This is a genomic window from Octadecabacter arcticus 238 (genome assembly GCF_000155735.2).
GTDB lineage: Bacteria > Pseudomonadota > Alphaproteobacteria > Rhodobacterales > Rhodobacteraceae > Octadecabacter > Octadecabacter arcticus.
In genome coordinates this window covers 5,036,474-5,059,967 of the sequence record NC_020908.1, presented here as the reverse complement: position 1 = coordinate 5,059,967, position 23,494 = coordinate 5,036,474, and the positions used below count along the sequence as shown (strand labels likewise).

The following is a 23,494-nucleotide window of genomic DNA, read 5'->3' as shown; positions in this document are numbered from 1 at the left end:
TTGATTAATCGTTGCCGAGTTCGCTAAGGATCCCGTCTGCATTTATAATTGATTGAGCGATTTCTAGAGTTGTTGCTCGCTTCGCCATCGCTTGCTTCCGAATGATTGCGTAGGCTTCTTTGTCACTCAGCCCGCGATGACGCATTAAAATAGACTTCGCATCGTTAACTTTTTGAACGTTCTCAAGCTTAGACTTGAGTTTGTTAATGTCCTTCTCCGCCTTGCGTGTTTCTGACCAGTAGCGACGTGCCATAAGTATAGAACTCATAACCCCAGCTGCCCTGACGGGTTTAGTGATGACTGCGTGTGCTCCAATCTCGAACAAACCGTCAAGAACTGATGGGTTCTCATACGCAATCATTGCAATTATCGCGGGAAGATCATCTTTCGATTTTGAAAGAAGCGGCTTGATCTCAAGAGGGCTGGTCTCGTCAATATCGACAAAAAGCACATCAATGCCTCTCGGCAGTGAAGAAGGAATGGGCCAAATTGCTTCAAAGGGACAGCCAATCCGGTGAATTTGCTGCAGAAGTTCCTCAGCATGCTTCCCCTTAGGGTGCATCACACCAACATTCAGGTCGCGAAGATTATTAATGAAGTTACTCATCAGATATCTTAAGTCTCGCCGATCTTCTGAGACCGCAAGCTCCAGTCGTCGATTTCGGGGTTCACCAAATATGGGTCGGGCTTGATCATATGTCTGACCTTGGACTTTATCTTGAACTCGCCGCTCTTGTTCACTACGCCAATCCGAGATTGGAGGTAGGTATGGTTATTTTCCGGATCTATTTTGACCTCGCCTTGCGGCGCTTGGAAAGTCATACCTAACAACGCCTCTCGCAAAGCATCTGTGTCTAGCTCACCACAATCCTCTAAGGCCCGAGCAAACATATGAACCTGACAATACGCTGCCTCGCAGCAAGATGTCACGTCCATGATCGTTCCGAATTTTTGTTTGTAACTTTCGATGAACCTTTTGTTCGCTTCTGAACGGATTGAACTGAAGTAGGGAGCAGCAGTTATATGACCGGCAGATGCGTCCACCCCAATTTCAGCGATTTCAGCCTCATTTGTTGTAAGACTTGCGATTGGATGTTCCAAGCCGCTTCCGATGGCCTCGAAATAGGTCGTATAAAAATCAATGCAATTCTGACCAACGACTGTTGAGAAAACAACGTCGGGTTTTGTCTCCGCAATCTTTGCGAGGATACTCTTGAACCGTGAAGCCCCCGCATTGAGTGGCACGTATTCTTCCCCGACGACTTCACCGCCTCCTTGGCGAAGAACATTTCGCATGACGCGATTGGATTCTCTCGGATATATGTAGTCGGACCCAACGAAAAAGATGCGCTTGCCATGGTTTTCCATCAAGTAGTTAGCCAAAGGGACGCTGTTCTGATTTGGCGTTGCGCCACCGTACATAACGTTGGGCGAATACTCGAAACCTTCGTAAAGCGTTGGGTAGAAGAATAAGGCATTCCGGCGTTCGACTATCGGAAGGACTTCTTTGCGTGAGGACGACATGTAGCAGCCGAAGATGACGCTTATTTTGTCTTCTAGGATTAGTTTTTCAGCAAATTCGCCGTACTTCTTTACCACAGAACCTGGATCGTAACAGACGGGTTCAATCTCTTTACCCAGAACACCGCCATTTCCATTGATTTCGTCGATCGCAAGTAAGGCGCCATTGCGCTGTGACTGCTCGATTATGGATGTGACACCCAATGTCGAGAATAAAACTCCTACTTTCCAAGTTTCTTTAGGATTCATTTTTGTCACTAGGTGTGCTTTCGCTCAAAGATTATCTTGTTTTGATCTAAATTGGCCAAGAGCACTGCTGCTTCAACCCCGATATCACTATCATTTTCGATAGAGAGTAGAAAGTCTGCAAGGGGAAACTCCAGGTGCTTTCGGATTGTTCGCCGCAGCTCACGTGCTCCAAAACGTTCGTCGAAGCCTTGCTGAGCAAGAAATTTCTCAACGTCGGGTTCTAACTCAAGACGGTAGCCATGCTTGGCCAACCGCGTATTTAGCTTTTCGACTTCAACTGCTAGGATTTCTGGGATCTGCTTTCCATCGATCCAGTTGAAGGTCTCGATACAATCAATCCGATTTATAAATTCTGGAGGGAAGCGTTTGAGGAGACAATCCATCATGACGTGCTTGCTTTCGCTATCCTTTTTGGGACGAAAAGCATCTAACAGTTTGGCTTTTCGTGACCTAAATTCGTTAAGTTCCTCGGCACCAAGGTTGCTTGTCATGAAGATGATAGCATTTCGAAAGGAGATCGTTTTTTCGCCAGAGGCAACGGTAAGCATTCCGTTGTCCAGCACATTCAACAGTGCCATGACCACCTCGTTGCTGGCTTTTTCCAGCTCATCAAACAAAACAATACCGGGCAGGTTTCGAGTGCCCTCGATCTTGTCTTGATTTAGAATTGTAGTACCTTCTTTGGAACCTACATATCCAGGGGGTGCACCGGTAAGTGCGGCGGAGTAATGCTCCTGCGCCAATGTATTCATATCTATCCGACATACCGCGTCTGCGTCGCCGTATATGCCACGTGCGAGCAGACGAACCATTTCAGTCTTTCCGACACCAGTCGGACCGGTGAACAATATTGAAGCCAGGGGTTTGCGAGCATCCCCAATATCCACACAGATAGTTTTCATGTGCTGCATAAGCACTTCAATGGCCGCATCCTGGCCAATGATGTGGTCACGCAATCCGGTCTCGATTTCACCAAGGTCGAGTTTAAAGCGAGCGTTGGATAAGCCAACAGCGTTCACCGACGCATTCGAATTCGATGGTGAACGGTTTTCAGCCTCTAAGGCGCGCTTCGCACGTTCGTCGCGCTGTGTACTTTGAATTTTGTCCGTCAGGTATGGCATTAACAATCCAACTTTCTGCAAAACAGCAGGTTATTTAAGAGTGGCGGCGCGGAAAGGGCGGGGAGAGCGCCCTATAGTTCCGCGCCGCCTATGACTGTCAGTCCGCTTCTTTTTCCTTTGCACCTGTAGGGAGATTGCCGACTGGACACTCCGCAACTCCGACAGTCGTTCGGGTGATCTTTTCTACGTCTTCTCGAGTTTTCTCTGCGTCGTTCACCCAGTTTTTGTAGAAGTCGAAGGGACACTCTGCGACCCCCTTGTCTCCATCACCAGATGCATGAACACCTGTGTAGCCACGATGAAGCAGCTTAAAGAGGTGGTTCTGAGATTGGTCGTTTGCGCGTGCATCACGGATTTCTGGAATTGAAAGCTGTGCATACTGGATGCCCATGTCTTCTTCACCACATTCACCGAGCGTTCGGCCATCAAACCCAATAATCGCTGAATGGCCAAAGTAGGAGTAGACCCCATCAAAACCTGAAGCGTTGGCGACAGCAACATAGCAATTGTTGGCCCAAGCCATTGCTTTCGACATCATGATCTGCTGTTCTTTCGCCGGATACATGTAACCTTGGCAGCGAACGATGAGTTCTGCGCCCTTCATCGCGCAGTCGCGCCAGATTTCGGGGTAATTTCCATCGTCACAGATGATCAAGCTGATCTTCATTCCCTTCGGACCTTCAGCAACGAACGTCTCCCCACCAGGGCACCATCCCTCGATGGGACACCAAGGCATGATCTTGCGATACTTTTGCACGATTTCACCCTTATTATTCATAAGGATTAGTGTGTTGTATGGGTTCTTATTGGGGTGCTGTTCATGACGTTCTCCAGTAATTGAGAAAACGCCCCAAGTGTTTGCTTTGCGACACGCTCGAGCAAACACTTCAGTTTCGTCGCCCGGTACAGTTGCGGCTGTCTCCATCATTTCATCTGGGTCATACATGATGCCCTGCGTGCTGTATTCTGGGAAAACCACCAGGTCCATTCCCGGAAGCCCTTGCTTCATTCCAATGATCATCTCGCCGATCTTTTCGGCATTCTCCAAGACTTCCGCCTTTGTATGTAAGCGCGGCATCTTGTAGTTAACGACGGCCACTCCGACGGTGCTGTTGCTGCTAGAAATGTCACCATGTCTCATGTTAGTATCCTTATAAAATGTAGGTTTTCAGTGCTGGCTCAGGTTATTGGCCTTTAGAATGTAAGATGTCGTTCAACGACGTCGTCAGTCAGTTCCTCCTTCATGCCAGTCACGACGATCTTGCCCTTGTCCATCACAACGAAGCGATCAGATGCCTTACGTGCGAACGGAATGTTCTGTTCAACGATAATAATGCTGATACCGCGATCACGATTGAGATGAACAATTGCTTCTTCGATCTCCTTGACGACGTTAGGCTGAATGCCCTCCGTTGGTTCATCAAGAATTAGTATTTCAGGGTCCATCGCGAGCGCTCGGGCAATCGCAAGTTGCTGCTGCTGCCCTCCCGAGAGATCTCCGCCGCGCCGGTTCAAAAAATCTCGAAGAATAGGAAACATCTCAAACAAGTATTCAGGTATGTTTCTGTTTCCGTCTGTCCGCGCATAAGTTCCCATGACGATATTTTCTCGCACAGTGAAACGCGGGATAACTTCGCGCCCTTGCGGTATATAACCGATGCCCAATTTCGCTCTTTCAGACGTGCGTTTGTTTAAAATGTCCTGACCGTTGAACATGAGACCACCGGTTGCATTGTCAGTGAGTCCCATAATAGTTTTCAAGAGCGTTGTTTTTCCAACGCCATTGCGCCCAAGCACAGAGACAATTTCGCCCTCTTCCATATTGAATGACACATCTTGGATAACCGGGCTTTTGCCGTAGTAGGAATAGAGATTAGTGGCTTGAAGGATGCTCATTGTTTAGTGTCCCAAATAGGCGGATTTGACATCCTCGTTATTCTCGATCTCGGTGACCGTTCCCTCGGCAAGCTTCTTGCCCTGTGCCATCACAGTTATCGAATCCGCAACTTTGCGAACAAAGGACATGTCATGCTCAACTACGATCAATGCGTGCTCTTCTTTGAGCGTTGCAAATATTTCTGCCGTTTTTTGGGTTTCTTGGATTGTCATGCCAGCGGTCGGTTCATCCATCAGGATGAGCTTGCTGTCCTGAGCGATGAGCATGGCAATTTCTAGCCACTGCGTTTCGCCGTGCGACAAGTTTCCAGCCATTTCACTGCGTCGATCAGTGAGACCTATCAACTCAAGAATACTGTCGACTTTGCTGCTGTTACTGTCGCCAAAATTCATTAGCGTATCAATAATCCGATAATGTTTCGAACGTGCCACCCGTAGGTTTTCGTTTACAGTAAGCTCTTTGAATACTGTCGGAACTTGGAACTTTCGGCCAATACCGAGCCTTGCTCGTTGAAATTCAAGCATGTTTGAAATCTCGTGGCCGTCGAACAGGATTACCCCCCCGTCAGGCTGGGTCTTGCCGCAAATCAAATCGAGCGTCGTGGATTTTCCTGCGCCATTTGGTCCAAGAAGGCAGAGAATCTCACCCTTACTAACAGTAAGGTCGAAAGCATCTACAGCCTTAAGGCCACCAAATTGTACGTTTAAATCTGAGATTTCCAAAAGTGCCATTCAGCGACCCCCTTCTGTCTGGCCGGTTTTGGCCTTTTTGCTGAGTACCGTTTGAGGTTTTTTATCGGCTTTTCGTTGAGACAACCGATGCCACACTGTTCCGACTAAACCGTGCAGGCCGCGAGGCATGAACAAGACTACAAGAACGAATGTAGCCCCGAGCATCATGTGCCACCCTTCAACATAGACATCTGAAAGTTTGCCTTGGAGAATATTCACAATTATTGCGCCAACGGCTGCAGCGATAACAGAATTGCGGCCACCAACTGCACACCAAATAACAATGCCCAAGCTAAATGAAACACTCATGTAAGTAGGAGAGGCAAATTGAAGCACGAGCGTGTAGAGCATTCCTGACCACCCTGCGAGTGCTGCGGAGATGCAAAAGATGACGGTCTCATAGGATGCAACATTGTACCCAAAGAAACGGGTACGATTTGCGTCTTCACGGATCGCGCGGAGAATCAAGCCGAATTTGCTGTGAACAAGATACAGGCCGATCACCAATGCGGCGATTAGACAGCCTGCCACAAGATAGTAAAATTGGATACTGTACGTATCAACGGTCCATCCAAACAGAGTCAGCGGTGCAAGACCCGTCAGGCCGTTTTGGCCGCCAGTATATCCTTGATAATTAACAACTAGAAGCTGGAACGCTACCAGAAATGCTAAGGTGATGACCGCAACAAACACTCCAGAAATTCTGGCTCTGAACATAAAGACTCCGATTAATCCGCCGACCAAAGCGGGAATCAGAAGGCCAGCAACAAGGGTGAATGACAAAGAATGGAACGGGACCCAAAACCAAGGCAGAACATCCACATTGTTCCAAACCATAAAGTCCGGCAGGTCAGCACTTCCTTTTATCTTCAGATGCATCGCCATGATGTAAGAACCGATACCAAACGTTGCGGCTTGGCCAAGATTCAAAATCCCGGTTGTTCCCCAAGAGAGAGCAAGTGCCATGGAGACAATGCCAAGGCTGAGATAGCGAGAGTAGAGATTCAGCTCATATCCATCGAAACCGAGAAACGTCGGAAATCCAAAAAGGACGATGATGAACAAAACGAGAAGGGCTACGAGGTCATATTTCAAAATTTTACTCATGATGCGTCCTTAACCACGGGTGTTTTCAGGGAAGAGGCCGCGCGGGCGCAGACGGATGAGTACGATCACACAAGCCAATACACCGATGCGCCCAAGTGTATCGTTGATAACAAGCGAGAACATAGCAGTGAGTTCGCCTATCATAACGGCGGCGGCGGCGGCGCCGATAATACTGCCAAGACCTCCGATGATCACCACAAGGAAGGCGTCGACCACAAGACTGGTGCCCATTGTTGGGATTGTACTAAATAGGGGGGTAATGAGCGTTCCGGCAATCCCTGCCAATCCCGCACCATAGGCGAAGGTCAGTGAATAGATGCGTTTGGATTCAATTCCGTAGCATTCCGAAATGCTGCGGTTTTGAATGACCGCACGTAGTTTTGTTCCAAACTCGGTCTTAGTAAGCAACGCCCATGTCGCCAACAAAACCGCTATTGAGAAGAATATCACGAAAATTCGGTAGTTCGACATCACTACATTGCCGATTTCTAAGTTACCTCGAAGAAAATCAGGGCCGCTAACGAAACGAGATTCTGGCCCAATGACAATTCGCACCAGCTGTTGGAGCATAATGCCGATGCCCCATGTTGCGAGAATGGTATCAAGTGGTCGGTCATATAGCCTCTGAACGATAGTGCGTTCAATTAACCATCCAATTGCACCTACGACCACGAACACAAAGGGTAAGGACAGCAATATCCCAAACCCTAAGTAGTGCTGGCACGCCCACGTGGTGTAAGCGCCAAGCATCACGAATTCACCGTGAGCTAGATTAATGACACCCATCGCACCGTAGATGATTGCCAGGCCAAGTGCTATGATTAGCAAAATTGATGCCATGCTTAAACCAGCAAACAACTGATTGAAAACGACGTCCATATTCTTTCCCCAATGATATGATCTACTAATCTAGTAGCAGTTCAAGCGTCCCCGGCGCGCCGCGTCGGGGACGCTAAGTTAAGCTTAAGTTTCGACTAGACCTGCACCAGTACAGGTTTGACCCTCGTACGCGGCGTAAGGCTTTGGAGCCACGCGTTCTGCAGAGTCCAGGATCACTTTGGCTTGACCGTCTGACTGCCATTCTGCCACTTTTGGCCATAAGTGAGTGTGCAGGTTTTCGTCGATCAGTACACTGCCTTGGGGTGCTAAGAGTTCAGTGCCGACGGCCGCTGCGCGAATTGTCTCCGTCGTTACATTTCCCGGATCCAATTTTTCGAGTGCAGCTTTGAATTGGTAGACTTGGAAGTAAGCAGCTTCGCTGACGAAATGCGTAACCGCATCGCCGCCATACTTACTCTTGTAGGCCTCAACGAACTTTTCGTTCTCGGGAGTCGAGGTGTTCATGAAGTAAGGCGCGGAAGAGAAGTGACCAGCAGCTGCTTCGCCGCCGATGGCTTTCACTTCAACTTCTGAACGCGTCAAGCTGAGCACCGGCATCTGTGTTGGATCTAATCCCGCCGCAAGGTATTGACGCGCAAATGCGACATCTGAGTCACCAACGAGGGTAGAGAAGATCACGTCGGGCTTCTCAGTACGGATTCGGTTGATGATCGAGCTGAAGTCGGAATGCCCCATAGGAACGTACTCTTCATTTACAGCTTCGCCGTCCAATTCTGCAAGCAGCGACTTACAGTAGTTGTTTTCTTCTTTTGGATAAACGTAGTTGTTACCAAGAAGATAGAAGCGCGGGCCAAAATTCTCAATTGCCCAAGCGATGACATTGTCCTGCTGCTGGTTTGGAACAGCGCCGCCGTACATGACGTTGCGCGAACATTCGCGACCTTCGTAGAGGGTTGGATACCAGTATAGGTTGTTCCGCTGTTCGACGACTGGCAGCACGGCTTGACGACTGGCAGAAGTGTAAGAACCGAAGACGCTGATACATTTGTCACGGATCATGAGCCGGCGCGCTCGATCTGCGTAAGTCGCTGGATCGGAAGCCGGATCCTCAATGATCGGCCGAAGCATGCGCCCGTGGATCCCACCCGCCGCATTGATTTCTTCCATTGCCATGAGCGACGCATCATGCAGCGTGTGCTCCACAACTGCGACTGCGCCAGTCAATGAAAACAAGAGCCCAACTGGAATGTCGTCACCTAATACTTGAGCAGAAGCCGAACTAGTTCCCAATAGTAGTGCTGGTGCTGAAAGCCCGCCTGCGGTCCCCATAACGCCCAATGCGCCAGTCGATCGAAGAAAATCACGTCTTTTCATTTCATTTCACCCTGTTGTTGTTTCATTCTGTCGAAAACGCAAAAGGGCTCCTTGACTACCAGATATACTGGTTTCCAAGGAGCCCTTTTGCTCTTATTTTAAACTCAATGCTGAGCTTGTAATAATATAGTTCAACAAAGACAGTCAAAAAGCAACAAAATTATGCGCTGGGGGGGCAATCAGTTGTTAAACATACTTCAGGGTGAGTTGCTCCATGTCCAAAATGAGAAGCGATTCGAGCAACTTAAGAGACATCGAACGACGAAATCGAAGCGATTTAGATGCGTGGCGATTTTCTATCAAGTACTTTACGTGCCAACAAAACTACCCAAGTGGCGAAGACAAAGGGGGCTGTCAGCGCCGGTATGCCAATAATAATAGCATACCAGACAAAGAGAACAGACAGCAAAATGGCACCAACCGCACTAAAGAAATCGGCACTAGTCTTACCAGCAAGCGCTATCGCGCAGAGTACGCCGCTATACCCGAAAAGCCCGAGGTTGATAGCGTCTAAGGGAAGGCCCATTGAAACCGCAACGAGCATACCCAAAACGGATGCGAAGATGGCATAGACTCCTTCAAACCAGCTTTTGAACATCACCGCCGCGATCAGCAAAAAACCCGTTACAAAATTCTCCTGAAACAAGACCTGACCGAACCCTCGACTGACGCCATGTGCAACTTGCAATCCATCTGTTTGGGTCTTCGAGCAAGGAACTATCTCGAACCAACCCGTTGCCAAGAATAGGGCCATAATACACCAAGTGGTGACGACAAAAGGGAAAGTATAAGGGGAAATGCCCCGACGCCGCATCCACTGCGAGATCAGCGTAGATGAGACCGCCCCCAGTAAAACAAAGATTACCAGCAGCCATTGCGTCCCATAATAGTAACCAAGCCCAAATCCAACTAATGCGCCATTAAAGCCAAATAATCCGTTCCTGATGTCTTGTTGATCAAACTTTGCAACAGTCGCGGTCAAGGCACCCATTGCGCTCCCTATCAGTCCAAAAGTTGCTAAAGTGGGCGAGTTGAGGATTGCACCTGCAGTGAAAACAATACCGACGGCGACCGATTGCTGCAGCATGATCTGGGCAATTCCGATCAGTGTTATCTTTATACAAAGAAGTGTAATGGCTAGAATTTGCTGCAATGACTGTGACCTTCCCCTTTTGAGCCTGTTGTCATTTAATACTTCTGCTCAATTTTTAAGCGTTTAGCAAACTACTCTGTTATCGTAATTGCGGGGTCGGGTTGTGGGGGCTTTGTTGATGGCGTGGATGCCCCCACCAACCGGCATCGTAATGTGCCATTGTGATGTTTCAGAAAGCATCATTCAAAGGGAGAGCATCCATGTCAGAAGTCACCATGATCGGCATAGACCTTGCAAAGCGCGTGTTTCAACTTCACGGGGCTTGCGCCAATGGAACGGTTATTTTCCGAAAGAAACTGACACGTGTTCAGCTTCTTGCATTAATGAGCCAACAATCCGCGTGCGTTGTTGCGATGGAGGCTTGTGCAACTGCGCATAGCTGGGGCCGTGAGTTTGAGCGGAACGTGTCAACGACTTTGAGACAGTGGCTTTTGGACTTTAGGCTTGGGTTTCTTCGGTTGGTTTTGGTGGGTTGATCCAGACGGCGGTCGGGATTTGAGGCGGTTTTGGTGGTTTGTGTACGAAGCGTTCGGGCGTGGCGAGGAATGCCGCGTCTAGTGTTGCTTGTCGCGCGGTGTAGATTTCTTGGGCCTGCCCAAAATGGATTTGGTCGGGCGTCATCAGACCAATCCCGGCGTGATGATGGTCTTGGTTATACCATGCAAAGAACCTGCGGCAGAATGCGCGAGCCTGCTCGATGGTTTCAAAGTTCTTGGGGAACTCTGGCTGATATTTCAGTGTTTTGAAGTGGGCTTCGGAGAACGGGTTGTCGTTTGAGGTGTGGGGCCGACTGTGGGACTTGAGCACACCAAGATCAACCAGCATCAGGGCTGTCGTCTTTGCCTTCATGGGCCCACCGCGATCTGCATGCAATGTCAGCTGATCGCGTGGAACCTCGTGTTTTTCCATCGCGTCGATGAACAGCTCTTTGAACTGGCTGGCGCTCTCCGCGTGCTCGACGCGCCAGCCAACAACGCGGCGGCTGAAGATGTCGAGGATGACATAGAGATAGAAGTAGGACCATTTCACCGGGCCCCTCAGCTTGGTGATGTCCCAAGACCAGACCTGATTGGGGGCTTCAGCTAGAAGTTTAGGCTTTTGATAGACGGGATGTGTGCGCTGTCGGCGGCGTTCGCCAACTTCGCCCTGCGCGGCCAATATCCGATACATCGTGCGGATTGAACACAGATAGGTGCCTTCATCCAGCAAGGTGGCAAAGACCTCTGTGGGCGTCTGATCCGCAAAGCGGGGTTCGCGCAGGTGGTGCAATACCTGGTCTCTTTCCCTTTCCGGCAGAGCCCGCGAAGACGCTGCGCGCGGTGGGCGTGTGCGTGGTGGTGCCGTCAGCGCCGCACGCTGTCGAAGAACGCTCGCGCGCGATAATGATAGCGCGGCGCAGACAGCCGAGGTCAAGCCGCTGCCGGTGGGCAATGCAATCGCGACGGCCATCATGATTTGCCGCTGCGCTCTTGCGTCTGCTCCATCTCGTCCAGAAGTCCCGCCACTTTTTTTTGGATGGCAATGATGGCTTCCGCCTGATCCAGACGGCGCCGCAAGGCTGTCACCTCACGGTTGGCCTTGGCCAGCTCAGCTTGCAATGGATTGGCAGGTGCCTTTTGTGGGCCACGGCGCATTGGCTGCAATGCACCCAATGTGCCGGCCGCCCGCGCACGGCGCCAATCGGTCAGTGCAGAGGAATAAAGCCCCTCCCGCCGTAGAATGGCGGAAACCCCGCCAGTGTCTGCCACTTGGTCCGTCTCATCCAGAATGCGCAGTTTGTATTTGGCTGTGAAGTTGCGTCGCTTCGGGATGCTCGTCAGTTCCGCTGTGGGAGCCAACGGCGCATTAACAACGCGGGGAGGCGACGTTGGGGCCAAAACGGCTCCAGATCCAGCATCTGGCGAAAGTGGTGATTGTGAAGGCATAACCATGGTTCTTCTCCTACGCCCTCAAGTGTAAACTTTAGCCAGTCAATTGTCTCACGCTTATTGGCACGGAGGGGAGAAGCTCGGGCATACCGTGCGATTGATTGCGCCAAACTATGTGAAGCCGTTTGTAAAAAGACAAAAGAACGATGTTGCTGACGCTGAAGCCATCGTTGAAGCGGCGTCGCGGCCGACAATGCGGTTTGTTGCGCTCAAGTCCGAAGCCCAGCAGGCGCGTGCCATGCTGTTTCGTACACGACAGATGTTCATCGGTCAGCGCACCCAGACGATCAATGCACTGCGTGGTCATCTTGCTGAGCACGGCGTCGTTGCACCAAAGGGAGCTATCCACGTCAAACGCCTCGCCGATGCGATTGAGGACGAGGCAATAGGCTTGCCAGAAGGTGTCCGAGAACTCGCCCAAGTGTACCTCGCCCAGATCGAAGGTCTCAATGTTCAGGTTACGGCGCTGGATCAGAGGATGAAGGGAGCCGCCAAAGAAGCCGAGGCTGCGCGGCGGGCCCAGACTATGCCGGGCGTGGGACCAATCACAGCCTTGGCAATAGAAACCTTTGCGCCGGATCTGAACTGCTTTCGCCGAGGTCGTGATTTTGCGGCTTGGCTGGGGTTGTTCCCTTAACAGAACTCGACAGGCGGCAAACCTCGGCTTGGAAAGACCTCGAAGATGGGTCAGCGCGACATTCGCCGGTTGCTGATCTCTGGCGCAATGGCTGTTCTGCAGGCCGTTGAGCGATTTGGAACACCGCACAACAGTTGGCTGATAGCCATGCTGGAGCGCAAACCACGTATGCTTGTTGCTGTTGCATTGGCGAATAAAATGGCCCGCGGCTTATGGGCCATGGTGACAAAACAAGAGGACTACCGAACCCCTGCGGCAACGATGGCATGAGCGCAATGCGCCGTGTATCGCGCCCCGGGACTTGAGTGTGTGAGGAGATCGATGAACAGTAAGGGAAAATGATCGGAAAGATCCGGACCAGATAAAGCAGTCTTTGTGCAGGAGCCTATGAGCTCGATTTGTTGATCTGCCTTTGGTTCGCGCATCGCCATACCGGCCCGCGGCTGTATCAACCGCTGCAACGAGAGGCCTGATACATGACCGCATCCGATCACACACTCAAACCGTTCAGAAATCTCTTGCACCAACGGGGGCATCCATACATGCACAAATCGTCTTGAAGACGTGCTTGCCCTTACCCCAGACGGATTCAGCCTACAGCTTCTGTTTGGGGTATGCCAAGAGCGGTGAAGCCATTTAGGATTGCGGCACGGATTTGGATCTCCGCAACTTGCCGGTCGAAGTCTCGGGCAGAGAGACGTTGGCCGAGTAATTTCACACAATGCATTTTGGTCTCAACGCGGCTTCGGCGATGATATCCAGACAGCTGCCGCCACAATGCCCTTCCTAGATACTTTGAGGATCGAACTGCTTCGTTTCGCGCCCTCGCACCGGGCGTGTCAGGCCTCCAAAGTTTGGCGTTTTTACGCGGCGGGATAACTGCATGGGCATTGCGTGCCGCAATCGCATTGTGGCATTTGCGCGTATCGTATGCACCGTCCGCTGTAACACTCCCGATCTCTTCGTCTGGTGGGATCTGGTTGAGCAAATCAGGGAGCACAGGCGCATCACCAATGCTGCTGCTGTTTGCCTCGATTGCACGTATTTCCAGTGTTTTCTCATCGATCCCGATATGTATCTTGCGCCAGAGGCGGCGTTTTGACCCGCCATGCTTACGCGCATTCCACTCACCTTCACCCTCCGCTTTGATGCCTGTGCTGTCTATCAGAAGGTGCAGCGGCCCCGCTGACCCTCGGTATGGAAGAGCAACGGTCAAAGTCCTTTGCCGCCGACACAATGTGCTGAAGTCCGGCACCGCCCAATCCAGCCCAACCAACTTCAGCAGACTTTCTACAAACCCAGTCGTCTGCCTTAAGGGCAGACCAAACAAGACCTTGAAGGTTAGACAAGCTTGAATGGCAGCATCACTGTAGGTTTGCTGACGCCCCCTTCGACCAGACGCGTCCGCTTCCCAAACCATCTGCGGATCAAACCAGATCGATAACGATCCTCGTTGCTTGAGTGAAAAATTGTAATCCGCCCAGTTCCGGGTCTTGTACTTCGTCGGTGTCCAGCTGCTCATAACAGCTTGCTACTACACTGGATTCATACAGTGAATCCTACAGAGCACGATTTGTGCAACAAAGCCTAAGCTCACCATAAGAGACCGAAACGATCTTCCTTATCCATCCCATGAGAACACTCAACGGATAACCTTAGCCATAAGACTGCCCCACCCCTTCTGTTTGCCACCCACCTATCTGGTCAACGATGTCTGCAGGGCATCGAGCAGCTCACAAACGATCTCGGAGGCAGTGCCTGAACGAGTGTACAAGGCAGCCATCTGGCAGGGGTCCTGCGGGGGATGTCCCGTACGATGTTGAAAATCGGGCGAGTGGCGCTGCTTGATTGATGGTTAGGCGACGTCCTTGATTTGGTCAAGCGTTACGGTATTGCGATGATCTAGCAAAGCTTGCTTGAGAATGGGGAGTTGCTTGTAGGCCTTTAGGCGGCGGAAGCCTTTCGCGGCTTCCAGCATACCAGCCCCTGTCCAGCGCAGCGCCATTTTTGCATCGCGCCAGCGTTTGACGTTTCGACAGACCTGTCGGATCACGCTGTTCATAGATTCAATGATGTTGGTGCTGGCCAATGAGCGTCTCAATTCCACAGGTAGCCCCAACCTAACAACAGTTAGAATTTCGTCTAGGCCCTCAAGGATCGACTTTGAAACGTCCGGAGCCTCAAGCTCTAGTCGCTGGGCAAGATTCCGCATCAACCGCTCGGCTTTGTCGGCATCATCAAGCTCCCATGCTTGCTTCAGCGCGCGGCGTACGGAGGCGTGCAGCTTTGGAGGAAGCCTGTCAGTTATGTTGCGGGCCTTGTGTATCTGGCATCTTTGGATGGGAATATCGGCACCAAATGTGCGCCGAATTGCCTTGGTCAGTGCCTTAGCCCCATCTACGATGAACAAATAGCAGCCCGCTGGATCGAGCCCACGCTCTATCAGATTGTCCAAAAGCGCCTGAACCGTCGCGGCGTTCTCGGTCGCCCCTTCAATGACGCCCAGAGGGTGCTTTTCGCCTGAAACCTCCACACCCACGGCCGCAAGCACCAACAAATGATCGTCCAAATGCAGCCCGTCGATCTGGATCGCTACAAGGTCAAGCTCCGATAGATCAGATGACATCCACTCATCCAGGCGCGCTTGGGTGAGTGCTTTGAAGCGACGCGAAACTGCTGACCTGGACAGCCCGCTCCCTGCCTTATTAGGCACCTTCGCTTCGGGCAGCCGTACAGCTCGGTCATACTTATGGGTGGAAACATTCATCAACATTAGGCTCATTGCCCATTGTTCAAGGAAGCCACCCGAGGAGGCCTCTTCCCAGCTCGGCAGGACAATCTCTTTACCGGTCACTTTATCGCGCACACGGGCGCGCTCCAGCTCAATCTTCCCACCATGGAACCCAACCTGACCTTTCGCGGTGCCCCATCTGTGGCCAGGCTTGTCAGTGCAATGCTCGTATCGGCCACCCGCCAGCGTATCTGCGTCCTCACCAAACATCTGAACCAGACTGGCGACGCCCGCCGTCAGGCAGAACTGCTCGAAGCTCTCGCCAACTTTGTCCCAGGCTGTTTCCACGAGTTGATGAACATTCGACGCGCTGGCAAGTCCAGCGCTTGCTGTGATAGTCTTCTTCATGGTGTTGCTTCCTTTTGCGATTAAACACCCAGAGCCTACGGCTCAGGGGAAGCAACGCCACCCTAAATTAAAATTTCAACATTCTTCGGGACATTCCCGTCCTGCGTCTGACGGTCGAGGACTAGGCACAGTCGCCCCGGACCGTGGTGCGCTGCGCGGGTGCCGTGGAGCAGGACTGACGATCCATGGCATAGGGATCCAAACAAAATTACCCCCGAATGAATTTACAAGGCTAATACTAAAGGGCCGTGGTCCGAGGGGCGGGGCCTTTGATAGGGGGGGGCCACTCGCGCCAATTGCAGCTGAACCGTAATGGTTGGCCGCAGTAACCCCTAGAAACTACGGTAGCCTGCAACGAAAAAATCCTGAACAGCCCAAGGCGCTTTAATCTGAGACAGCCGGCCGGTTGCAGCTGTCAGATCGTGAACCGCGATCCGGAGGCCTCAGTTGTAGAGTTTTGGCATCAGAATAAATAGTTTAGATCACTATAAAGCTATAGCATCAACGCAACGGTGAAACCTCTTAAGGCAATACTGCGCCCCGCAGACGATCAAAAACCCGCTAAGTAATTGATTTAAGTGGTGAGCCCGCCCGGATCCGAACCGGGGACCTACTGATTAAAAGTCAGTTGCTCTACCAACTGAGCTACAGGCCCACACAGCGGCATCTAGAAACAGCCGCCCTAAGGGTCAACCCCTAATCACGTCGCAAGGCTGGATAAGTCGCAGATGCTCAACTATATGCGCCGACATGACACAGACCATCCCCTCCGGCTTACCGTTCATGAAAATGCACGGCCTTGGCAACGATTTCGTGGTGATCGACGCGCGTGACGGCGTTGTGCGGGTCACGGATGCGATTGTGATGGCCATGGCGGATCGTCATCGTGGTATCGGATTTGATCAGCTAGCTGTGATAACAAAGCGCGATGATGCCGACGCGCACCTGACTTTTTACAATTCCGACGGCAGCATTGCAGGCGCGTGCGGCAATGCCACGCGCTGCATTGCGCGCTACATTATGGACGAAACGACCAAAACCGACCTGACATTGACCACAGTTCGCGGAATTTTACTGGCTCACGACGCTGGCGGTGGCATGACCTCAATCAATATGGGCCAGCCGCAACTGACATGGCAAGAAATTCCGCTGGCACGTGATGTCGACCTAGATGCGCTACCGATCGACGGTGCGCCAATGGCGACGGGCATGGGAAATCCACATTGCACTTTCTTTGTGGAAGATGCCGAAGAAGTTGATCTGGCAGCGATGGGTGCGCTGATTGAACACCATCCGCTTTACCCCGCACGGACCAACGTACAGTTCGCGCATCTCGTTGGCCCTGATCATCTTCGTATGCGGGTTTGGGAACGCGGTGTCGGGGTCACGCTTGCGTCAGGTTCATCGTCGTGTGCCACAGCTGTTGCCGCCCACCGTAGGGGGCTGACAGGGCGCCGCGTGCGTATTGATCTGGACGGCGGCACTATCCATATCGATTGGCGCAATGATGGCGTCTGGATGACTGGCCCGACAGCACATGTCTTTAGCGGCGTGTGGTACCTATGAACGCCCCTAAGTTTACAACTCTTGGCTGCCGCTTGAACGCCTACGAAACCGAGGCGATGAAAGAGCTTGCAGGCGCGGCAGGCGTGCAAAATGCCGTCATCGTCAACACATGCGCCGTAACCGCAGAGGCCGTGCGCAAAGCCAAGAAAGAAATCCGCAAGCTGCGGCGCGAAAACCCCGATGCGACGTTGATCGTGACAGGGTGCGCCGCACAGACCGAACCTGAAACGTTCATCGCCATGCCGGAGGTGTCGAAGGTCATCGGCAACACCGAAAAGATGCAAGCAGCCACATGGGCTGGCATGGCCCCCGATCTCATCGGGCAGACCGAACCCGTGCAGGTGGACGATATTATGTCAGTCACTGAAACCGCCGGCCATTTGATCGACGGCTTTGGCACACGCAGCCGCGCCTATGTCCAAGTGCAAAACGGCTGCGACCATCGCTGCACATTTTGCATCATCCCCTACGGCCGTGGAAATTCGCGCAGCGTTCCAGCTGGGGTCGTGGTGGAACAGATCAAACGGCTGGTTGGCAAGGGCTACAACGAGATCGTTCTGACGGGCGTGGACCTAACATCATGGGGCGCGGACCTTCCTGCATTGCCGAAACTCGGCGATCTGGTCATGCGTATTCTGAAACTGGTGCCGGACCTGCCGCGCTTGCGGATCAGCTCGATTGACTCAATTGAGGTAGACGACAACCTTCTGTGCGCAATCGCCACAGAACCGCGCCTCATGCCGCATCTGCACCTGAGCCTCCAACATGGCGACGACCTCATTCTAAAACGGATGAAACGCCGCCATTTGCGCGACGATGCGATCAAGTTTTCCGAAGATGCCCGCAAACTGCGTCCCGACATGACGTTCGGTGCGGATATCATCGCCGGTTTCCCGACAGAGACAGAGGCGCATTTCGAAAACTCCCTGAAACTTATCGATGATTGTGCGCTGACTTGGCTGCACGTCTTTCCCTATTCCCCGCGCCAAGGCACACCCGCCACACGGATGCCCGCCGTCAACGGCAAAGACATCACAGTCCGCGCCGCACGTCTTCGCGCCGCAGGTGACGTTGCGGTTGCCAAGCACCTTAGCGCACAACTGGGCAAAACCCATCAAGTCTTGATGGAAAATCCACGTATGGGCCGCACAGAACAATTTACCGAAGTCACCTTTGAAACCGACCACCCGGAATCCCAAATCATCACCGCCAAGATCATCGGCATCCGTGAAAACCGACTCACTGCTTAGACTTCATCTTGGCCAAAAAAACTCCCGCCGGAGGCTCCTGTCATATCAACATCTCCCGTACTCTATTCATTCAGGCGCTGCCCCTACGCCATACGTGCGCGCCTTGCGATTGCCTCAGCGGGCATCACTGTAGAATTGCGAGAAATCTTGCTGCGCGACAAAGCACCCGAGTTTCTGGCCGCATCGCCCAAAGGGACTGTGCCTGTGCTGTTGGCGGACACCGTCATAGAAGAATCAATAGACGTCATGCACTGGGCCATCTCCCAATCCGATCCCGAATACATGATGCATCATATGGGTGATGCAGCCAACGCGTTGATCGCTGAATGCGACGGGCGGTTTAAGACAGCCCTCGACCGGACCAAATATGCGGTCCGCTATCCCGACATCGACGCGTCAGAAAGCCGTGCAACCGCCGCCCTCTTCATCACCAAACTTGACGCACAGCTTGACGGGCAGCAATGGCTTTACGGCGATTGCCCAACGCTGGCCGACCTCGCGATTCTACCGTTCGTGCGCCAGTTCGCGCATACCGACCTTGACTGGTGGGACGCACAATCATTCCGCCACGCGCAAAACTGGCTCCAGGCGTTCACCGCCTCAGATAGGTTCAAATCCATCATGACCAAGTACACCCCTTGGAAATTCGGCGATGACGTGATCCTGTTTCCTAAACCTCAAAGGACCGGACCCGATGCACCCCAATCCGATCTTTCGCAAAACGACTGATGCGCGCTCCTTGGCATTCGTGCGCGAACGGGCATTTGGACAAATCACCGCGATTGGTCCTGACGGATTGCTCGCAGCGCATGTTCCGGCCTTGCTGTCCGAGGATGCGCAAACACTTGATCTTCACCTCGTCCGCTCAAACCCGATTGCGCGCGCCCTTGCTGACCCGCTTGATGTCCTGCTGACAGTGACAGGGCCGGATGGCTATGTGTCGCCGGATTGGTACGGCGTGGAGGATCAGGTCCCGACATGGAATTATGTCGCGGTGGAAATACGCGGCACGTTGGAAATGCTCAGCCAAGACAACATGCGCGACGTGCTGGATCGCCAGACAGCGCATTTTGAGGATCAGTTTCCCAAACCCCAGTGGACTGCCGCCAAGATGACGCCGGTTGTCTTGGAAAAGATGATGCGCCAAATCGTCCCTTGCCGCTTGACCATCACTGACATGCAAAGCACTTTTAAACTAAGCCAGAACAAACCTGACGACGTGCGACAGCGCGCCCCTGACGCGATGGCACAAAGCAGGAATGGCATGGAAACCACCGCCCTTGCGGTACTCATGCGTGACCCACCCAACGACGACCCAAAGGAAGCTCCATGAAACTGATCATGTCCCCGCCCTCGCCCTTTGCGCGCAAAGCCCGTGTTTTATTGCGTGAAACCGGGTTAATCGACCGTGTTGAAGAAATTGAAATCACAACAACACCGCTTGCCTCAGACGCGCAAATTCTTGCCGCGAATCCCACAGGAAAAATACCTGCTCTGATCCGCGAAGACGGACCGGCGATTTACGACAGCCGCGTAATCACCCGCTATCTGGATGACATGGCAGATGCGGGGCTTTATCCGGTGACCAGCCTTTACGAAATCCTCACACTCGAAGCGACGGCAGACGCGATTATGGAAATTGCGGTGGGCATGGCCTACGACACGCGCTTTCGTCCCGATCAGCAATCACCCGACTGGACAGAAGCGCAATGGGGCAAAGCCGCACGCGCGATTGCCGCGATCAACAGCCGCTGGATGAGCCACCTCAGCGGCCCGCTGAATATGGCCCAAATCGCTGTGTCCTGCGCATTATCTTATGTTGATTTGCGCCATGACGCGCGCAACTGGCGTCACGAAAACGATGCCTTGGCAAAGTGGCAGGCCGAATTTGAAGCCCGCGACGCGATGCAGGCAACAAAACCCTGAAGATGCCAATTGCTTAAGCCAAGGACGAGACACTGCACGGGGGCCAATCGCCGCATGCTACCAGATGGGCTTGAATGATGCTGGACCTAGCGGGTACGGGCGGCTAAGAAGCGAACGGAATGAAAGTCCGTTTTGGAGGGCTTTCATCGTATTTGACGGGCAAAAAGCCCCAAAATTCGGAGATCATCAAGTGGCTAACGCAGAAGACCATCAAACAACCCGCCGCGACTTTATCTATTATGCGACAACTGGAGCTGGTGCAGTCATAGCGGGTGCCGCTGTTTGGCCGCTCGTAAATTCAATGAACCCCTCGGCGGATGTTCTTGCGCTCGCATCGATTCGTGTTCCTGTCGACAGTGTTGAACCTGGCACACAGCTGACGGTGCTGTGGCAGGGCAAGCCGGTGTTTATTCGCCGCCGCACTGAAACAGAAATTGAGGCAGCCCGTGCTGTCGCAATTGAAGATCTGGTAGACACGAATGCCGAGAACGCAAATATCGCGGGCGAAGCCGAAGCCACCGACGAGAACCGCTCATTGGTGAATTTCAGCCCTCCGAACCCCGATGGCACCATGGGTGCCCCTATCGGAACCACCGGTGAGTGGCTGGTTCAGATGGGCGTTTGTACCCACCTTGGCTGTGTGCCGTTGGGCGATGGTGCTGGTGACTTTGGCGGTTGGTTCTGCCCGTGTCACGGATCGCACTACGACACCGCGGGCCGTATTCGCAAAGGACCTGCCCCGCGCAACCTTCCCGTTCCTGTTGCGTCCTTCGTGGACGAAACAACTATTCAACTCGGTTAAGGAGAGAAACCCATGGGCGGCATTCCCCACGACCATTACGAACCAAAAACCCGCGGCGAAAAGTGGCTTGACGGTCGCTTGCCTATCGTTGGACTACTTTACACCACAGTGATGGCGCCAACGCCGAAGAACCTGAACTGGATGTGGATCTGGGGCATTGTCCTGACATTTACACTGGCGATGCAGATCGCCACAGGCGTCGTGTTGGTGATGCACTATACACCACACGTCGACATGGCGTTCAGTTCGGTTGAACACATCATGCGCAACGTGAACGGCGGTCACATGATCCGCTACTTCCACATGAACGGCGCATCGTTGTTCTTCGTGGCTGTTTACGCGCATATGTTCCGCGGCTTGTATTATGGATCCTACAAAGCGCCACGCGAAGTCACGTGGATCATCGGCATGTTGATTTTTATCCTGATGATGGCGACAGGCTTTTTGGGCTACGTTCTGCCTTGGGGCCAAATGTCGTTCCACGGCACAGCTGTTATCACTGGCCTGTTTGGTGCAATTCCCTTGGTTGGTGAAACCTTGCAAACATGGCTTCTGGGCGCTGGCGCTGTTGGTCAACCTGCTCTGAACCGGTTCTTCTCGTTGCACTACCTTCTGCCATTCTTGATTGCTGGTCTAGTGATCGTTCACATTTGGGCGTTCCACACGACAGGCAACAACAACCCAACGGGTGTTGAAGTACGTCGCGGATCAAAAGATGAAGCCGATAAAGACACGCTTCCGTTCTGGCCATACTTCGTCATCAAGGATTTGTTTGCGTTGGCCGTCATTCTGGCGATCTTCGTGGCGATCGTTGGCTTTATGCCAAACTTCCTCGGCCACCCTGATAACTACATCGAAGCCAATGCGCTGGCGACACCCGCACACATCGTTCCAGAATGGTACTTCTTGCCATTTTACGCGATCTTGCGGGCGTTCGATAACACGGTCTGGGTTGTGATCTTTGCGGAATGGATCAGCTTTGGTATCATCGACGCGAAGTTCTTTGGTGTTCTGGCGATGTTTGGCGCGATTGTCGTGATGGCGCTTGTTCCTTGGCTCGACACATCGTCTGTTCGGTCCGGTCGTTATCGTCCGATGTTCAAATGGTGGTTCGGTGTCCTCGTCGTGGACTTCGTCGTTCTGATGTGGGCCGGCGCTATGCCTGCCGAAGGCATCTACCCAATCATCGCGCTGATCGGTGCGACGTACTGGTTCGCCTATTTTCTCGTTATTCTGCCGCTTCTGGGCGTTATCGAAAAGCCGATGACACCGCCCGCGACAATCGAGGATGACTTCAACGCGCACTACGCGCCGAAGGACGATGACACACAACCCATCGTCTCTCCGGCCGAGTGAGAAAGGACCAATGAAAATGTTCCGCAAACTCACCCTGACCGCAGCTGTCGCTTTCGGCTTAGCCTCGGGCTCCGCCTATGCGGCCGGTTCCGAAACCCACATTGAGGATTTCGACTTCTCGTTTGAGGGTCCGTTCGGCGCCTATGACACCAACCAACTTCAGCGTGGCCTTCAGGTCTACACTGAAATCTGTTCGGCGTGTCACGGCCTGAAATTCGTCTCGTTCCGCAACTTGCATGACGAAGGTGGCCCTGCGCTGCCGGAAGATCAAATGCGTGCTTATGCGGAACTCTACCAAGTTTTCGACGAGACATTGTTTGATGGCGAAGGCGACTTCCGCACCGCCACACCAGCCGACCATTTCCCTGAAAGTGGTTTGTCCAACGCACCGGACCTGTCGCTCATGGCAAAGGCCCGCGCTGGATTCCACGGTCCATACGGCTCCGGCATCAACCAGTTCTTCAAAGGCATGGGAGGTCCCGAATATATCGCGACCCTCCTGTCCGCCTACGAAGAAGAACCGCAATGCGCACAGGACATGGAAACGCCCATGGACGGCTATTACAACACAGCCTTCGCACCAGGCGGTTATCCTGACGAATGCAAAGGTGACCACGGCGAACACTTGTACCCAGGGTCCTGGATTGGCATGTCGCCGCCATTGTACGGGGATGATGTTGAATTTGCTGACGGCCACTCAACGGAACTTGAACACATCTCTCAGGACGTTGCGGCGTTCCTGATGTGGACAGCTGAACCGAAGATGATGGCGCGTAAGCAGGCCGGCCTTACCGGTGTGATCTTCCTGACAGTGTTATCCGTGTTGTTGTACCTGACAAACAAGCGTCTGTGGGCACCACACAAAGGTGGCGCAAAGCGCAAAGACTAAACGTCTTT

21 protein-coding genes, 1 tRNA gene and 2 pseudogenes are annotated in these 23,494 nt (G+C 52.6%); 10 read left to right on the top strand and 14 right to left on the bottom strand.

Annotated features, from left to right (window positions below; all coding sequences use genetic code 11):
* Positions 1-4 precede the first annotated feature (4 nt).
* The 10 genes from OA238_RS26205 to OA238_RS26160 form a co-directional block, all read right to left on the bottom strand.
* Complete coding sequence (locus tag OA238_RS26205) at positions 5-607, bottom strand: ANTAR domain-containing response regulator (RefSeq protein WP_044037702.1); 603 nt, start codon at positions 605-607, stop codon at positions 5-7.
* An 8-nt stretch (positions 608-615) separates the two neighbouring features.
* Entirely contained in the window at positions 616-1,770 is a 1,155-nt protein-coding gene (locus OA238_RS26200) for a transporter substrate-binding domain-containing protein (RefSeq protein ID WP_015497500.1), read from the bottom strand.
* 8 nt (positions 1,771-1,778) lie between these two features.
* Positions 1,779-2,891 carry an AAA family ATPase gene (locus tag OA238_RS26195; RefSeq protein WP_015497499.1) on the bottom strand — a complete coding sequence of 371 codons (1,113 nt, stop codon included), beginning with the start codon at positions 2,889-2,891 and terminating at the stop codon, positions 1,779-1,781.
* 97 nt (positions 2,892-2,988) lie between these two features.
* Positions 2,989-4,032, bottom strand: coding sequence for an aliphatic amidase (locus tag OA238_RS26190; RefSeq protein ID WP_015497498.1), 1,044 nt, complete (start codon positions 4,030-4,032; stop codon positions 2,989-2,991).
* 53 nt (positions 4,033-4,085) lie between these two features.
* Positions 4,086-4,787 carry an urea ABC transporter ATP-binding subunit UrtE gene (gene urtE / locus OA238_RS26185; protein WP_015497497.1) on the bottom strand — a complete coding sequence of 234 codons (702 nt, stop codon included), beginning with the start codon at positions 4,785-4,787 and terminating at the stop codon, positions 4,086-4,088.
* Positions 4,788-4,790: 3 nt separating this feature from the next.
* A complete protein-coding gene (gene urtD, locus OA238_RS26180) occupies positions 4,791-5,519 on the bottom strand; it encodes an urea ABC transporter ATP-binding protein UrtD (RefSeq protein ID WP_015497496.1) in 729 nt (242 codons plus the stop codon).
* Positions 5,520-6,626 carry an urea ABC transporter permease subunit UrtC gene (gene urtC, locus OA238_RS26175; RefSeq protein WP_015497495.1) on the bottom strand — a complete coding sequence of 369 codons (1,107 nt, stop codon included), beginning with the start codon at positions 6,624-6,626 and terminating at the stop codon, positions 5,520-5,522.
* A 9-nt stretch (positions 6,627-6,635) separates the two neighbouring features.
* On the bottom strand, positions 6,636-7,505 hold the full coding sequence (urtB, locus tag OA238_RS26170; RefSeq protein ID WP_015497494.1) for an urea ABC transporter permease subunit UrtB: 870 nt from the start codon (positions 7,503-7,505) through the stop codon (positions 6,636-6,638).
* Positions 7,506-7,589: 84 nt separating this feature from the next.
* On the bottom strand, positions 7,590-8,840 hold the full coding sequence (locus tag OA238_RS26165) for a transporter substrate-binding domain-containing protein (protein ID WP_015497493.1): 1,251 nt from the start codon (positions 8,838-8,840) through the stop codon (positions 7,590-7,592).
* A gap of 277 nt (positions 8,841-9,117) precedes the next feature.
* Positions 9,118-9,993 (bottom strand): urea transporter, encoded by an 876-nt coding sequence (locus OA238_RS26160; protein WP_044037700.1) that lies wholly within the window; start codon positions 9,991-9,993, stop codon positions 9,118-9,120.
* A 200-nt stretch (positions 9,994-10,193) separates the two neighbouring features.
* Between OA238_RS26160 and OA238_RS34325 the strand changes: the two are divergent.
* A pseudogene (locus OA238_RS34325) lies at positions 10,194-10,385 on the top strand (IS110 family transposase); the annotation flags it as partial.
* A gap of 46 nt (positions 10,386-10,431) precedes the next feature.
* Here the strand turns inward: OA238_RS34325 and OA238_RS26155 are convergent.
* A protein-coding gene (locus OA238_RS26155) for an IS3 family transposase (protein ID WP_085982793.1) occupies positions 10,432-11,924 on the bottom strand; the annotation gives its coding sequence in 2 pieces (ribosomal slippage) (positions 10,432-11,474 and positions 11,474-11,924; 1,494 coding nt in all).
* Between the two features lie 70 nt (positions 11,925-11,994).
* On the opposite strand from OA238_RS26155, the pseudogene OA238_RS31015 reads away from it, so the two are divergent.
* Positions 11,995-12,828, top strand: a pseudogene (locus OA238_RS31015) (IS110 family RNA-guided transposase); the annotation flags it as partial.
* Positions 12,829-13,147: 319 nt separating this feature from the next.
* Here OA238_RS31015 and OA238_RS26140 read toward each other — a convergent pair.
* The 3 genes from OA238_RS26140 to OA238_RS26130 form a co-directional block, all read right to left on the bottom strand.
* Entirely contained in the window at positions 13,148-14,080 is a 933-nt protein-coding gene (locus OA238_RS26140; protein WP_015497491.1) for an IS5 family transposase, read from the bottom strand.
* Positions 14,081-14,413: 333 nt separating this feature from the next.
* Positions 14,414-15,697, bottom strand: coding sequence for an IS256-like element ISOan3 family transposase (locus OA238_RS26135; protein ID WP_015497490.1), 1,284 nt, complete (start codon positions 15,695-15,697; stop codon positions 14,414-14,416).
* Positions 15,698-16,276: 579 nt separating this feature from the next.
* Positions 16,277-16,352: transfer RNA gene (locus OA238_RS26130), tRNA-Lys, on the bottom strand.
* A gap of 95 nt (positions 16,353-16,447) precedes the next feature.
* Between OA238_RS26130 and dapF the strand changes: the two genes are divergently transcribed.
* The 8 genes from dapF to OA238_RS26090 all read left to right on the top strand — a co-directional run bounded on the left by dapF (position 16,448) and on the right by OA238_RS26090 (position 23,486).
* On the top strand, positions 16,448-17,263 hold the full coding sequence (gene dapF / locus OA238_RS26125; protein WP_015497489.1) for a diaminopimelate epimerase: 816 nt from the start codon (positions 16,448-16,450) through the stop codon (positions 17,261-17,263).
* Complete coding sequence (gene mtaB / locus OA238_RS26120; RefSeq protein ID WP_015497488.1) at positions 17,260-18,513, top strand: tRNA (N(6)-L-threonylcarbamoyladenosine(37)-C(2))-methylthiotransferase MtaB; 1,254 nt, start codon at positions 17,260-17,262, stop codon at positions 18,511-18,513. The genes dapF and mtaB overlap by 4 nt, the downstream gene beginning before the upstream one ends.
* A 42-nt stretch (positions 18,514-18,555) precedes the next feature.
* Positions 18,556-19,242: a glutathione S-transferase gene (locus OA238_RS26115; protein WP_083906838.1), complete on the top strand. Its 687-nt coding sequence runs from the start codon at positions 18,556-18,558 to the stop codon at positions 19,240-19,242.
* A complete protein-coding gene (locus tag OA238_RS26110) occupies positions 19,208-19,846 on the top strand; it encodes an FMN-binding negative transcriptional regulator (RefSeq protein ID WP_015497486.1) in 639 nt (212 codons plus the stop codon). Before OA238_RS26115 ends, OA238_RS26110 begins: the two co-directional genes overlap by 35 nt.
* Positions 19,843-20,439, top strand: a complete 597-nt coding sequence (locus OA238_RS26105) for a glutathione S-transferase (protein ID WP_015497485.1) — start codon at positions 19,843-19,845, stop codon at positions 20,437-20,439. Before OA238_RS26110 ends, OA238_RS26105 begins: the two co-directional genes overlap by 4 nt.
* A 190-nt stretch (positions 20,440-20,629) precedes the next feature.
* Positions 20,630-21,241 carry a ubiquinol-cytochrome c reductase iron-sulfur subunit gene (gene petA / locus OA238_RS26100; RefSeq protein ID WP_015497484.1) on the top strand — a complete coding sequence of 204 codons (612 nt, stop codon included), beginning with the start codon at positions 20,630-20,632 and terminating at the stop codon, positions 21,239-21,241.
* 12 nt (positions 21,242-21,253) lie between these two features.
* A complete protein-coding gene (locus OA238_RS26095; RefSeq protein WP_015497483.1) occupies positions 21,254-22,597 on the top strand; it encodes a cytochrome b in 1,344 nt (447 codons plus the stop codon).
* 10 nt (positions 22,598-22,607) lie between these two features.
* Positions 22,608-23,486 carry a cytochrome c1 gene (locus tag OA238_RS26090; RefSeq protein ID WP_044037699.1) on the top strand — a complete coding sequence of 293 codons (879 nt, stop codon included), beginning with the start codon at positions 22,608-22,610 and terminating at the stop codon, positions 23,484-23,486.
* Positions 23,487-23,494 lie beyond the last annotated feature (8 nt).

Excerpts from the sequence above, each read along its gene's own strand:
- OA238_RS26140 (WP_015497491.1), bottom strand. The coding sequence starts at position 14,080 with ATGAGCAGCTGGACACCGACGAAGTACAAGACCCGGAACTGGGCGGAT.
- mtaB (WP_015497488.1), top strand. The coding sequence starts at position 17,260 with ATGAACGCCCCTAAGTTTACAACTCTTGGCTGCCGCTTGAACGCCTAC.
- OA238_RS26105 (WP_015497485.1), top strand. The coding sequence starts at position 19,843 with ATGAAACTGATCATGTCCCCGCCCTCGCCCTTTGCGCGCAAAGCCCGT.
- OA238_RS26195 (WP_015497499.1), bottom strand. The coding sequence starts at position 2,891 with ATGCCATACCTGACGGACAAAATTCAAAGTACACAGCGCGACGAACGT.
- OA238_RS26190 (WP_015497498.1), bottom strand. The coding sequence starts at position 4,032 with ATGAGACATGGTGACATTTCTAGCAGCAACAGCACCGTCGGAGTGGCC.
- OA238_RS26135 (WP_015497490.1), bottom strand. The coding sequence starts at position 15,697 with ATGAAGAAGACTATCACAGCAAGCGCTGGACTTGCCAGCGCGTCGAAT.
- OA238_RS26205 (WP_044037702.1), bottom strand. The coding sequence starts at position 607 with ATGAGTAACTTCATTAATAATCTTCGCGACCTGAATGTTGGTGTGATG.
- urtB (WP_015497494.1), bottom strand. The coding sequence starts at position 7,505 with ATGGACGTCGTTTTCAATCAGTTGTTTGCTGGTTTAAGCATGGCATCA.
- urtC (WP_015497495.1), bottom strand. The coding sequence starts at position 6,626 with ATGAGTAAAATTTTGAAATATGACCTCGTAGCCCTTCTCGTTTTGTTC.
- urtD (WP_015497496.1), bottom strand. The coding sequence starts at position 5,519 with ATGGCACTTTTGGAAATCTCAGATTTAAACGTACAATTTGGTGGCCTT.
- OA238_RS26095 (WP_015497483.1), top strand. The coding sequence starts at position 21,254 with ATGGGCGGCATTCCCCACGACCATTACGAACCAAAAACCCGCGGCGAA.
- urtE (WP_015497497.1), bottom strand. The coding sequence starts at position 4,787 with ATGAGCATCCTTCAAGCCACTAATCTCTATTCCTACTACGGCAAAAGC.
- OA238_RS26165 (WP_015497493.1), bottom strand. The coding sequence starts at position 8,840 with ATGAAAAGACGTGATTTTCTTCGATCGACTGGCGCATTGGGCGTTATG.
- dapF (WP_015497489.1), top strand. The coding sequence starts at position 16,448 with ATGACACAGACCATCCCCTCCGGCTTACCGTTCATGAAAATGCACGGC.
- OA238_RS26200 (WP_015497500.1), bottom strand. The coding sequence starts at position 1,770 with ATGAATCCTAAAGAAACTTGGAAAGTAGGAGTTTTATTCTCGACATTG.
- OA238_RS26090 (WP_044037699.1), top strand. The coding sequence starts at position 22,608 with ATGAAAATGTTCCGCAAACTCACCCTGACCGCAGCTGTCGCTTTCGGC.
- OA238_RS26110 (WP_015497486.1), top strand. The coding sequence starts at position 19,208 with ATGCACCCCAATCCGATCTTTCGCAAAACGACTGATGCGCGCTCCTTG.